The organism is Micromonospora sp. NPDC020750 (assembly GCF_044334565.1).
Lineage (GTDB): Bacteria > Actinomycetota > Actinomycetes > Mycobacteriales > Micromonosporaceae > Micromonospora.
Window position 1 is genome coordinate 275,267 of sequence record NZ_JBIRTH010000011.1, and the last position, 12,163, is coordinate 287,429.

A 12,163-nucleotide genomic window follows, 5' to 3' on the forward strand; every position below is an offset into this window, starting at 1 on the left:
TTGCCCGGGGCCCGGCCCCCCCCCCGCCGGGGGGGGGTGGGCGGGGGGGGGGGGGGGGGGGGCGGGGGGGGGGGGGGCGGGGGGGCCCCCCCCCCCCCCCGCCCGGTCATGTCGTCAGCCGCGCTGCGGCGGGTTGTCGGCGTCGCGGGAGACGACCTCGCCGCGCTCGTCGACCCAGCCCTTGGGTCGTGCCGGGTTGCCCGCCACCAACTGGTACGGCGCGACGTCCCGGGTGACCACCGAACCGGCGGCGATCATCGCGTACTCGCCGACCTCGATCCCGCAGACCAGGGTGGCGTTCGCACCGATCGAGGCGCCCCGGCGGACCAGGGTCGGGGTGATGGTCCAGTCCGGATTCTGCGCCCGGGGGCGGAAGTCGTTGGTGAACACGGCACACGGGCCGACGAAGACCTCGTCCTCGATGGTCACGCCCTGGTAGACCGAGACGTTGTTCTGGATCTTCACGAGGTCGCCGACGGTGACGCCGGCATCGACGTACACGTTGCGACCGATCACGCAGCCGGCGCCGACCCGGGCGCTCGACCGGATGTGGGCCAGGTGCCAGACCTTGGTGCCGTCGCCCACCTGGGCGCCCTCCTCCACGTCGGCGCTCGGGTGGACGAAGACGTCGGGTCGGTCGGTGGTGTCAGTCATCGCTGCTCGCATCGCTCGGGGCGCGCCGTCGCGCCGGCGGGTGGCCGCGTCGGGACGGCGACGGGTGCCGGCCGCCCGCGCGGATCGGACTGCCACGCCCGCCGGCGGGCTGCGGTCACCCCGGCCGGCGCGCGGACTCGGGTGAGCATAGCGATCCCTCAGCGGAGCAGTCGCGCCACCGCGTCGGCGGCCGGGACGTCCGCCGGCAGCGGGTGGGCCGCGGCCACGGCGGTCACCGGCAGCGTCCCGTACAGGTGCGGGAACGGCGCCCCGCCCCGGGACGGCTCCCAGCGCAGCGCCGCACCGAGCGCCGCCGGATCCACCGCCAGCAGGGTGAGCCCGGTGGCACCGGCGAAGTGCCGCCGGGCCGTCTCGACGAGCTGGTCGGCGGCGGAGAGGTGGATGAACCCGTCCTGGCGGTCCACCGCCGAGCCGGCGAAGTGCCCGGCGTTTCGGGCGGTGTCCCACTCGGTCGTGGCCAGCAGCTTGTAGATCACCCCGGCAGCCTACGGCGACCGCGGCCCCGCGACCCGGGACTCGCCCCGGCCGGGCCCTCGGCCGGCGGGAAGGGTCTGACCGGCCGGCCCTCCCGTCCGGGCGGTGCTTCTGCGACCATTCGACGACCGAGGAACGAGGAACGGAGGTCCGGGGTGCGCATCCTGCTGGTCGAGGACGACCGACGGGTGGCCGCCGCCCTGTCGTCCGCCCTGACCCGCCGCGGCTACGAGGTGGAGCACGCCGCCACCGTCGCCGCGGCGCTGTCCGCCGCGCCCTGCGACCTCGTGCTGCTCGACCTGACCCTGCCCGACGGCGACGGCACCGACCTGTGCCGGGTGCTGCGCCGGCGCAGCGCCCAGCTCGGCATCATCGCGGTCACCGCCCGGGGCGAGGAACGCGACCGCGTCCTCGGCCTGCGACTGGGCGCCGACGACTACGTGGTGAAGCCGTTCTCGATGGTCGAGCTCCAGGCCCGGATCGAGGCGGTGCTGCGCCGGGCCGCGCACGCCGCCCCGGAGCGGGACGTGATCCAGGCCGGCCCGGTCCGCATCGACGTCGCCGGGCGGACGGTCACAGTCGACGGTCGGGAGGTGACCCTCACCCGCAAGGAGTTCGACATCCTGCTCTCGCTGGCCCGGCAGCTCGGGGTGGCGGTGCCCCGGGACCGGATCCTGCTCGACGTGTGGGGCACCACCTGGGCGGACCGGCACACCGTCGAGGTGCACGTCGGATCGCTGCGCGGCAAGCTGGGCGACGCCCGGCTGGTGGAGACGGTCCGCGGGGTCGGCTACCGGCTGCGCGGGGAGTGAGGGGCGGTGCGTCGTCGGCTGGTCATCAGCTACCTGCTGCTGATGGTGCTGGTGCTCATCGCGTTGGAGACGCCACTCGCCACCACCCTGGCCACCCGGGAGACCGACGAGGTGCGCGCCGACCGGCTCGCCGACGCGACCCGGTTCGCCTCGCTGGCCGGGCCGGCACTGCGCGGCGGCGTCCCCGGCCCGATCGGGGGCGAGCTGAGCAGCTACGACGAGTTGTACGGCATCGGCGCGGCCGTGGTGGACCGGGACCGCCGCACGGTGGTGGCCTCGCGCAGCTGGCAGGTCGGGCCGGGCACCGAGGCGGCGTTGGACAACGCGTTGTCCGGGCAGCAGTTCAGCGTCCCGGAGTCGGTGTGGCCGTGGACCGGCGGGCCGGTCGTGGTGGCGGTGCCGATCAACGACGGCGGTGAGGTGCTCGGGGCGGTGGTGATCGCCGCCCCGGCGGACGGGGTCCGGCACACCGTCACCGCGTGGTGGCTGCTCCTCGCCGCGATCGGCATCTTCGCCGTGCTGGCCTGCGTGCTGACCGCGTTCGGGCTGGCCGGCTGGGTGCTGCGCCCGGTGACCGAGCTGGACGCGGTCACCCACGAGATCGCGGAGGGGGACCGGGGGGCCCGGGTGCAGCACCGGATGGGCCCGCCGGAGCTGCGTCGCCTGGCGGTGAGCTTCAACAACATGGCCGACGCGGTGTCGGACGTGATGGACCGGCAGCGGGCCTTCGTCGCGCACGCGAGCCACCAGCTGCGCAACCCGCTGACCGCGCTGCGGCTGCGGGTGGAGGAGCTGGGGCCGAGCCTGACCGACGAGCCGGGGCGGGCCGAGCACCGGCTGGCGCTGGAGGAGACCGACCGGCTGGCTCTGCTGCTGGACGCCCTGCTCACCCTGGCCCGCGCCGAGCGCGAGGAGAACGAACGGGTCACTGTGGACGCCGCGGCGGTCGCCGCGTCCCGGGTGGCCGCCTGGCAGCCGCTGGCCCGGCACCGGGCGGTCGCCCTGCGACTGGCCCCGGTCGTCGATCCGGTGTACGCCCGGACCGTGCCGACCGCCGTGGACCAGGCGCTGGACGCGCTAATCGACAACGCGGTCAAGTTCAGCGGCGCGGGTGGGGAGGTGACCGTGGACGTCCGGGCGGCCGACGACGGGGTCGCGCTGGAGGTCCGCGACACCGGCCCCGGCATGACCCTCGACCAGCTCGACCAGGCCACCGAGCGGTTCTGGCGGGCCCCCGAGGTGCAGAACGTCGACGGCGCCGGGCTCGGGCTGACCATCGTCGCGGTCCTGGTCGACGCCTCCGACGGCCGGCTCACCATGCGCCTGGCGCAGCCGCGTGGCCTGGTGGCCGGCCTCTGGTTCCCGGCCGCCCCCGACCCCGCGACGGCCCCCGACCCGCTCCCGCCGGGCACCGCCGGGCCGCCGGGTGGGGCCGGGCCGCCGGGTGGGGCCGGGCCGCCGGGTGGGGCCGGGCCGCCGGGTGGGGCCGGGCCGCCGGGTGGGGCCGGGCCGCCGGGTGGGGCCGGGCCGACCGGCGACGCCGCGTCGGCCCGGGACGCAGCGCTGACCGGCGGAACGGTGGCCCCGGCCGGCTGACGGGTCAGGGCTTGTTCGACCGGTACCAGTCGGCCGCGCCGGGATGCAGCGGCAGCGGGACGGTGGCGATCGCCGAGCGGGGGCTCATCCGGCCCGCCGCGGGGTGCGCCGCGGCCAGCTCGGCCCGGCGTTCCATCAGCAGCCGGGTCACCTCCCGGACCAGCGGATCCGGCAGGTCGGCCCGGACGACCAGGTAGTTCGGGTTCGCCACCGTGGTGACCGGCTCGACCCCGTACACCGAGCGGGGAATGTCCCGGGAGACGTAGACCTCCCGGTAGCTGCGCCGCAGGGGCTCTGTCCAATCGCCCAGGTCGACGATCCTGGTGGCGCCGTCGGCGGTCAGTTCCTCGACGCCGCGCACCGGGAGCCCACCGGAGAAGAAGAAGGCGTCGATCCGCCCGGCGCGCAGCGCGTCGACCGAGGCGTCCAGCCCCAGCCGCTCCCGGCGGACCGTAACCCCGCCCAGCTGGGCGACCTCCAGCAGCCGGGTGGCGGTCACCTCGGTGCCGGAGCCGGGCGCCCCCACGGAGACCCGCCGGCCACGCAGGTCGCCCACCGAGTGGACCGGGCCGTCGGCCCTGGTGACCAGGTGTAGCAGGTCGTCGTAGACCCGGGCCACGGCCAGTACGCTCGGGTGGTCCTCCCGGCCGGTGGGGAGCACGTCGGCCTGGGTGAAGCCCAGCTCGGCGTCGCCCGTGTCGAGCAACCGCATGTTCTCCGCCGACGCGGCGGTGACCACCACGCTGGCCAGCACCCCGGGCAGCTCCCGGTTCAGGACGGCGGCCAGCGACTGGCCGAACGCGTGGTAGACGGCGGTGGGGCTGCCGGTGGCGATCCGGATCTGGATCGGCTCGCTCGGCGAGTCCCGGCAGCCGGCGAGCCCGGGCGCAGCCACCAGCACCAACAGCAACACGGCCACGCCGGCGGCGCGCGGTGGCACAGACCAGCTACGGCTCACCCGGTGCACTCTGCGCGTGCGACGCTCCCGGCGCAAGCCCGCCGGCCGGCCGCGTTCCGCTTCCGCCGGCCGGCGGTCCTCAGTCGACCGCGGTCACCCCCGGCCCGGTCGCCGGGTCCAGGGTCACGCTCTGCAGGATGCGGTCCCGGTCCGAGCCGTCGGCCACGCTCACCACGTAGCAGCCCGCCCCGGGCCGCAGCAGTGCCGGCACCTCCAGCAGGGCGGCACCCCGGACCAGCACGGCGGCCAGCTCCCGGTCGGTCAGCCGGATCCCCAGGATGTGCCGCCGGACGTGCCGGCCGCCTGCCAGCAGCGCCGCCCGCCAGGCCGCGGCGGCGAGCCGGGGCCGCCACACCCGGCGGGCCGTGGACGCGCCCGCTACGGGCCCGCCGAGCAGCTCCCGGCGGCCCTGCCGCCAGCCGATCTCCACCAGCGTCGCGTACGTCGCCGCGTGCTCGCGGGGCACCTGGAGCCGGTGCAGCTCGAAGCGGCGGCGCAGGCCGCCGGTGGTCACCTCGTGCCCGGCCGGGATCTCCAGCCGGGCGAGGAGCTGGCGCATCCGGTGCGCCGCGTCCTCCCGGTTGAACTCGGCGGCTTGGCCGACGCGGGCGGGGGCCGGGGGACGGCGACCCGCCCCGGCCGGGGCGGCCGGCGCGGAGGCGCAGCGCAGCAGGCACGCAACCTCGAACGCGTCGGCGAGGGTCAGCCAGTCCAGCGGGGGCGGGGTCGTGGGAAGACGAGGCCGGTCGAGCAGCGTGGGTTCGGGGGCCACCACAGTCTCCTTGTCGGCGTCAGGTTCCCCTTACCGTGGCCTCCCGCGCGGCCCCGTGGTAGCCGTGGCCGCGAGCCTTGAGGAAATCTTGCGACAGTCGCTGTCGGTGACGCCCATCTGTGCGCGATCCGTCACAACTGGGTCACCACGACGTCCACCGCCCGGGGCCGTCCGGCGGTCACCGGCTGTTCCAGGACGGTGTACTTCAGGTCCCGAAGCGCGGTCACCAACTCGCCGGCGCGGCGCGGGCGGGCCCCCGCGGTGAGCAGGTCGCGCACCAGCCGCCCCTTGGTCGCCTTGTTGAAGTGGCTGACCACCGACCGGACCGGCCCGTCGGGGGTGTTCCGCTCGTGTAGCACCCGCACCGTCACCGTCCGCCCGGCCAGCTCGCCGCCCGGCGTCCAGGTCGTCGCGTACGCGCCCGAGCGCAGGTCCAGCACCGCGCCGCCGCCGGCCGCCGCCACCATCGCCGGGGCCAGCTCCCGCCGCCAGTACGCCGACAGCGCCCCCACCCCGGGCAGCCGCGCCCCGATCGGGCAGCGGTACGGCGGGATGCGGTCGGTGAGCCGCACCGCCCCCCACAGCCCGGAGCTGACCAGCACCGACCGGCGGGCCGCCCGCTGCGCTGCGGGGGGCAGCGTCGCCAGGTCGAGGGCCTCGTAGAGCACGCCGGTGTAGATCCGGCCCGCCGGGGCGGTGGCCGCCCGCTCCAGCCGGGCGTTGCGGCGCAGCTCGCCGGCCAGCCCCGGGGTCAGCCCCAGCGCGTCCAGGGCCGCCGCCTCGTCCGGCCCGGCGCAGAGGCCGACCAGTGCCGCCAGCACCTCCGCGCGGGCCGGGGCCAGCTCGGGCAGGGACAGCCGGGTCGGGTCCAGCCGTCGGCCCGTGCCGGCGTCGGCCTTTCCCTCCGAGGGCGGCAGCAGGATGAGCATCTCGGTACGACTCCTCGGTGCGGCGGCGCGCCGGCGCGTGCCGGTCCGGCCAGCGTACGGCCCGCCGGTCAGCGCCACGGCCGCACGGCCGTCTCCGGGTGGTATACGCGATAGCCGCCGACCTCGGCGAGCAGGGCAGAGCTGGCCCCCGCCCCGAGCAGCTCCCGCAGCCGCCGGTCGGCGGGGCCGCCGGCCGCCAGTGCGTACCCGGGGCGGTCGGCCCGCCCCACCTGCCGCCAGTACGGCCGGTACCGGTTCTGTCCCGGTGTCAGGTCCCCGTCGAGCACCCCGCAGACCACCGCCTCGGCGGTGTTGAAGACCAGCCGGTTGCAGGTCCAGTAGTCGGCGTACACCGTGCGCAGCCCGGCCCGGCGGACCGTGTCGGCCAACTCCCGCGCCCGCCGCTCCTCCGCCCGCAGCCCTCCGGCGCCGGCCACGAACAGGCCGGTGGCGACCAGCGCGGTGGCGACCAGCCCGGCCAGCGCGGCGGTGGCCGACGCGCCGGCCAGCCGCCCGACGACCCCCGCCGTGCCCCGCCAGACGACCCTCGCCGCCAGCCACAGCGGCCACAACGCCACCGGCAGCGAGAGCTGGAGCACCGACAGGTAACGGGCGTTGCCCAGCGGGTCGGTGGCGGCCAGCGGGCTGCGGACGTACGCCGCCAGGGTGAGGCCGGCGCCCGCGACCAGGGCGAGCTGCGTGGCCGGCCCGACCCGGTCGGCGTCCGGCCGGCCGGCGGCCCGCCGGTACGCGGCCAGCGCGAGGACCGCGGCGCCCGCCAGCAGCACCGGGTAGAGCAGGCCGAACCACTGCTGCCAGCGGGCGCAGCCGTCGACCGGGCACAGCCCGGTGGCCAGCGGCACCCCCTCCAGCAGCCCGCCGCGCAGCCGGTCGGCCAGCGGCGGCGCCGGTCCGGCGGCGGCGCTGATCCGACGCAGGACCGACAGAGAGTCCTGCCCGGGCGGCGCGCGCAGGTTGTCGGCGATCAGCGGCGCCGCCCCGACGGCGAACCCGGCCACCAGCAGTGCCCCCGCCCAGCCCAGCAGCTCCCGGCGGAGCACCCAGGCCAGCAGCAGCCCGGCCGCCGCCAGGTACGGCACGATCAGCCAGTCCGACCAGACGGCCACCCCGGCGAGCAGGCCGGCCGCCCCGGCCGCCAGCCGCCGGGCCCCGATCCTCCCGTCGGCCAGCCCCAGCGCGATCAACAGCACCAGCGCCACGGCCGGTTTCACCTCGGGCCGGCCGCCCACCACGGTCAACTGGTCCCGCACCACCCGCTCCGGGCCGAGCGCGAGCAGCCCCACCACCAGTACGGCGCACCACGGCGAGCAGATCCGGCGGGTCAGCCGGTACATCAGCCACGCGAAGATCGCCCAGAGCGCCAGCATCGGCAGCCGCAGCACCGGCCAACTCGGCCCGGCGGCGGCGACCAGCGGCGCCGCCAGGTACGCCTCCAGCATGCCCATGTAGCGCTGGCCGTACAGGAAGACCGGTTGCTCCCGGCCGGCGGCGATGTGCAGAGCGGCCAGGCCGAAGGTCGCCTCGTCGCTGTTCGACCCGGGAAGGGTGAGCAGCGTCAGCGCCAGCCGGTAGCCGAACCCGGCCAGCCCGAGCAGCAGCGCCACCAGCGCCGGCCGGTCAGACGGGCGCCACCGCCCGCGGTGCTGCACACGTGTCGACACGACCAACGCCCCCGTCGCCGCCCCGACCGGAGTCTGTCATGCACGCGGTCCGGACCGGGGTCGATCGGGGAGAACCCCCTCGTCCCCGCCTCGCGTGGCCGTCCCCGCCGGGGTGTGGCAGGGTTGCAGCGTGCCACCCACCACCGCGGGCGAACTTGCCCTACCGAACCTGCACCGGGCCGCGCGGATCGAGGACGCCGTGCACAACCTGGTGGAACGCCGACTGCGTCGCACCGGGTGGCAGACCAACATCGTCGCGTACGCCGGTTACGGCGCCCCGGGCTGGGCGCGGGTGCTGTGCCGGGTGCTGCTCGGCCGCCCCGACACCCGGTCCGGGCAGCGGCTGGACAAGGTGCGCGGCTGGCGCAGCTTCACCACCCTGCCCGCGAAGCACGTGACGGTCACCATCGAGGCCGGCGGGGTGAAGCACGAGGCGAAGGCCGACCGCAGCGGCTTCGTCGACACCGTGGTCGAGGCCGACCTGACGCCCGGCTGGTCGTCGGTGCGGCTGAGCGTCGCCGACGCCGAGCCGGTGGAGGCGCTGATCCGCGTCCTCGACCCGAACGTCCGCTTCGGCATCCTGTCCGACATCGACGACACGGTCATGGTGACGGCGCTGCCCCGGCCGCTGCTCGCCGCGTGGAACACCTTCGTGCTCGACGAGCACGCCCGCAACGCGGTGCCCGGCATGGCGGTGCTCTACGAGCGGCTGGTCACCGCCCACCCCGGGGCCCCGGTGTTCTACCTGTCCACCGGCGCGTGGAACGTCGCGCCGACACTGACCCGGTTCCTGTCCCGGCACCTCTACCCGGCCGGCCCGCTGCTGCTCACCGACTGGGGGCCGACGGCCGACCGGTGGTTCCGCAGCGGCCGGGAGCACAAGCGCGCCACCCTTGCCCGGCTGTCCCGCGAGTTCCCCGACGTGCGCTGGCTGCTGATCGGCGACGACGGCCAGCACGACCCGGAGATCTACCGGGAGTTCGCCGCCGGGCACCCGGACAACGTGGCCGGGGTGGCCATCCGCCGCCTCTCGCCCACCCAGTCGGTGCTGGCCGGCAGCCTGCCCACCCCGTCCGGCAGTTCGTCGTCCGGGCCGGTGGGGCAGAAGTGGCTCTCCGCCCCCGACGGCGCGGGGCTGTGGAAGCTGCTGCGCGACGCCGGCCTGGTCTGAGTTCTCCCAGGACAGCGGACGGGGCCGGCCGCGGCTCGCGCCACGACCGACCCCGTCGCCCCACGGATCAGAAGATCCGGTTGTACATCGTCCAGCTGGTGCCGATGAGCCGCCCGGACTTGTACGGCTTGCCGTCGGTGTTGGTGTTGATGTTGTTCGCGTAGTACCAGAGCGTGCCGTCGGCCTTGGTCGCGACCAGGTCGACGTAGCCGTCACCGCTCACGTCGCCCGGCACGATCCGGTTCAACGTGTTGAAGGCGGTGCCGATCTGGACGGACGTGGTGAACGGCGAGGTCGGGCTGTTCACGTAGTTGTTCGGGTGGTACCAGAGGGTGCCGTCGGACTTGGTGGCGATCATGTCGTCGTACCCGTCGCCGTTGATGTCCCCGGCCATGATCCGGTTGAACACGGTCCAGTCCGTGCCGATCTCGGCGCCGTTGCCGTAGAACGGGGAGAGCGAGTTGGTCGCCCACCGGTTGTGGTGCCAGATCAACTTGCCGTCGGGCCGCATGCTGATCATGTCGGCGTACCCGTCGCCGTTGATGTCCCCGGCCGTCGTCTTCGGCAGTTGATCCCAGCCGGCGCCGACCTGTCTGCCGGTGCCGTACGGCTTGCCCGGGTTCAGGTTGACGTTGTTGCCGTAGTACCAGAGCGTGCCGTCCGGCTTGGTGCCGATGATGTCCGGGTGGGTGTCGCCGCTGATGTCGCCGGTCATCACGCGGTCGAAGGAGTTCCACGCGCTGCCGATCAGGTTGCCGTACCCGTACGGCTGGGAGGTGTTCCCGCTGTTGGGGTAGTACCAGAGCGAGCCGTCCGTCTTGGTGGCCACGATATTGGCGTACTGGGCCACCGGGGCCGGCGCGACGCTCCACGCCTCGTTCCAGGACTGGACGAAGGCCATCTCGCCCGCGAACCAGCCGCCGTAGGTGGTGGCGGCGGTCCGGTGGCTGCCGATCCGCAACCCGCCGGTGGCGTTCCAGACGGTGCTGTGGCTGGCCCGGCCGACGTTCGCCCCGTTGAGGTAGATGGTCATCAGGTTCAGCGACTTCTGGAAGTTGACCATGACGTGCGTCCACACGCCGAGCCGGGCGCTGTTCGCGCCCGCGCTCGCCGTGTCGTACGTCGGCGAGGCCACGTCGGTGCGGGGCATGGCGAAGCGCCAGGACCTGTCGGTGGCGTCGGTGTAGAGCCTGAACCCGGCGGTGTTGGTCCCGTTCTGGGACAGGACGGTGCCGCCGAAGGCCGTCGGCTTGACCCAGGCGGAGGCGGTGAAGTCGTTGTTCGTGCTTACCGCCGGGCCGGCCGTGGTGAGGGTGCCGCTGGTGCCGTTGAACCGGACGTCGGGGTCGAACATGTCCCCGGTGCTCCAGTCGACCCCGCCGGTGCCGGTGGCGTGCAGGGCGCCGACGGTGTCGCGGGCAGTGAAGGTGCCCGGTACGACCTCGCCGTCGTTGAGCTGCCAGGCGTGGTCGGCGGTGATCAGGTTCTGGGCGGGCCGGGCGCTGACGGTGCCGGTGCCGGGGGTGCCGGCGGCGAGGTCCGTGACATTCCACCGGGTGGTGCTGCCGCCGGCGCCCGTGGCCCACAGGTCGGCGGTGCCGTCGCCGTCGCCGGCTGCGGCGGCGTGCAGGGTGAGGGGCGCGCCGGTGTTCCAGTTGGTGGACAGGAGGTAGGGGGTGTAGGTGAGCTGCCCGGTGCCGTCGGTGTAGCTCAGGCCGGTCCACAGGTGCAGGGCGCCGGTGGTGCGGTTCCACAGGAACATGGCCGTGCCCCCGGCGAGCTGGGCCGTGGTGATGGTCCAGTTGTTCCAGTCCGTCCCGCCGTTCGGCGTCGCGGCGGTGATGGCCTCGGGGCCGTTGAAGCCGTTGGGCATGCCGATGTTGGGGTAGTACGTGAGGTGGTAGCCGTTGGTGGCGTCCCCGCTGGTGCCGATCAGGTCGGGGTACGGGCTGCCGAGGTGGCGGCTGTCGCCGGCGTTGGCGAGCTGGATCGGCTGGTTGCCCTTCTCGTCGTGGAGCTGACCGGAGTCGACGCTGAACTGGTTGCCGCTGCGCTGGGCCTGGATGATGGAGCCGTCGCCGTTGGCGGCCAGGACGCCGGCGCCGCCGGGGTTGACGCCGCCGGGGTAGTAGACGAGGACGTCCTGAAGGCCGGTGCCGGTGAAGCGGCCGGCGATGGCCTGGGCGCCGTCGAAGTCGGCGGGGGCGTTGTTGCCGGTGACGCCGTTGCCCCGCGCGCCGATGTCCGTGGCGGCGAGGGCGGTGCCCTCGGTGCTGCCGGAACCCAGCCACAGTCCGGATGGCAGGCCGTTCGCGGCGCCCACGGTGAGCAGGTCGGCCACGCCGTCGCCGGTGAGGTCGCTGTCGGCGGCGGTGGCGGCCGGGTTCGAGTTGAACGTGACGCTGGCCGACTCGCCGACGTTGCCGCCAGTGGACACGCTGGTCACGGTCAGGGTGTTGGTGAACCGGGTGGGCGACACGTTGATCGTGGCGTTGCCGTTGGTGTCGGCCGGGATGTCGCCGGGGGGTCCGGCGTTGAGCTGGTAGACGTAGCCGGTCGGGGTACTGCCGTTGTTGCTCTCGGACTTGGTGATGGTGAAGGTCGCCGGCTCGCCCACCGTGGTGGTCAGATCACCGGGGTGGGAGACGGCCGGCATCCCCGGCCGGGTCGGGTCGAACTCGAACTTGCAGGGTTCCGCCCAGTCGCTGGGGGTGCGGAAGTCGGTCGACTGTGCCTTCCACGAGAACTTCGTCGGTATGCCGTTGGCCGCTGCCCGGAGCGTGGCCACGGGCACGACGAGTACCGCCGTCGAGCCGGAGGAGTAGGTCAGTAGGTTCGGGTTGGACGTGGCCAGGGCGGTCTCGGTGGTGTCGGTGGTCTTCCAGAGTTTGAAGGTGACGCCGAGGGTGCCACCGTTGCGGTCGGAGACCGGGGCGTAGAGGGAGACCGAGGCGTCGCCGACGACCGTCGGGGTGGCGGCGGCGCAGACGGTCTTCGGGGAGGTTGTCAGGCCGGCCGGCTTGTTGGGTTTGTGGTTGTAGCGGATGGTGAGGGTGGGGCTGGTTTCGAGGAACTCTTTCCAGCTCTGGGTGTC

9 protein-coding genes and 1 pseudogene are annotated in these 12,163 nt (G+C 74.7%); 3 read left to right on the forward strand and 7 right to left on the reverse strand.

The genetic code is table 11. The annotated features are described in order from the left end of the window. Positions 1-114: 114 nt before the first annotated feature. Both ACH4T9_RS28350 and ACH4T9_RS28355 read right to left on the reverse strand, forming a co-directional pair. Positions 115-654 carry an acyltransferase gene (locus ACH4T9_RS28350; RefSeq protein WP_387018632.1) on the reverse strand — a complete coding sequence of 180 codons (540 nt, stop codon included), beginning with the start codon at positions 652-654 and terminating at the stop codon, positions 115-117. 158 nt (positions 655-812) lie between these two features. Then, positions 813-1,151, reverse strand: a complete 339-nt coding sequence (locus tag ACH4T9_RS28355; RefSeq protein ID WP_396674081.1) for a DUF952 domain-containing protein — start codon at positions 1,149-1,151, stop codon at positions 813-815. A gap of 153 nt (positions 1,152-1,304) precedes the next feature. On the opposite strand from ACH4T9_RS28355, the gene ACH4T9_RS28360 reads away from it, so the two are divergent. Together ACH4T9_RS28360 and ACH4T9_RS28365 are read left to right on the forward strand one after the other, a co-directional pair. Further along, positions 1,305-1,961: a response regulator transcription factor gene (locus tag ACH4T9_RS28360; RefSeq protein WP_396674080.1), complete on the forward strand. Its 657-nt coding sequence runs from the start codon at positions 1,305-1,307 to the stop codon at positions 1,959-1,961. Between the two features lie 6 nt (positions 1,962-1,967). Then, a pseudogene (locus tag ACH4T9_RS28365) lies at positions 1,968-3,332 on the forward strand (ATP-binding protein); the annotation flags it as partial. 229 nt (positions 3,333-3,561) lie between these two features. Here ACH4T9_RS28365 and ACH4T9_RS28370 read toward each other — a convergent pair. The 4 genes from ACH4T9_RS28370 to ACH4T9_RS28385 form a co-directional block, all read right to left on the reverse strand. Next, on the reverse strand, positions 3,562-4,515 hold the full coding sequence (locus ACH4T9_RS28370) for a TAXI family TRAP transporter solute-binding subunit (RefSeq protein ID WP_396674079.1): 954 nt from the start codon (positions 4,513-4,515) through the stop codon (positions 3,562-3,564). Positions 4,516-4,594: 79 nt separating this feature from the next. Next, a complete protein-coding gene (locus ACH4T9_RS28375; protein WP_396674078.1) occupies positions 4,595-5,287 on the reverse strand; it encodes a hypothetical protein in 693 nt (230 codons plus the stop codon). Positions 5,288-5,418: 131 nt separating this feature from the next. After that, complete coding sequence (yaaA, locus tag ACH4T9_RS28380; protein ID WP_396674077.1) at positions 5,419-6,216, reverse strand: peroxide stress protein YaaA; 798 nt, start codon at positions 6,214-6,216, stop codon at positions 5,419-5,421. 68 nt (positions 6,217-6,284) lie between these two features. Next, positions 6,285-7,898, reverse strand: coding sequence for a hypothetical protein (locus ACH4T9_RS28385; RefSeq protein WP_396674076.1), 1,614 nt, complete (start codon positions 7,896-7,898; stop codon positions 6,285-6,287). Positions 7,899-8,028: 130 nt separating this feature from the next. Between ACH4T9_RS28385 and ACH4T9_RS28390 the strand changes: the two genes are divergently transcribed. Beyond that, a complete protein-coding gene (locus tag ACH4T9_RS28390; RefSeq protein ID WP_396674075.1) occupies positions 8,029-9,069 on the forward strand; it encodes an App1 family protein in 1,041 nt (346 codons plus the stop codon). Positions 9,070-9,136: 67 nt separating this feature from the next. On the opposite strand, the gene ACH4T9_RS28395 is transcribed toward ACH4T9_RS28390, so the two are convergent. Further along, a partial coding sequence (locus tag ACH4T9_RS28395) for a LamG-like jellyroll fold domain-containing protein (protein WP_396674074.1) occupies positions 9,137-12,163 on the reverse strand: 3,027 nt, incomplete at its 5' end.

Excerpts from the sequence above, each read along its gene's own strand:
- yaaA (WP_396674077.1), bottom strand. The coding sequence starts at position 6,216 with ATGCTCATCCTGCTGCCGCCCTCGGAGGGAAAGGCCGACGCCGGCACG.
- ACH4T9_RS28350 (WP_387018632.1), bottom strand. The coding sequence starts at position 654 with ATGACTGACACCACCGACCGACCCGACGTCTTCGTCCACCCGAGCGCC.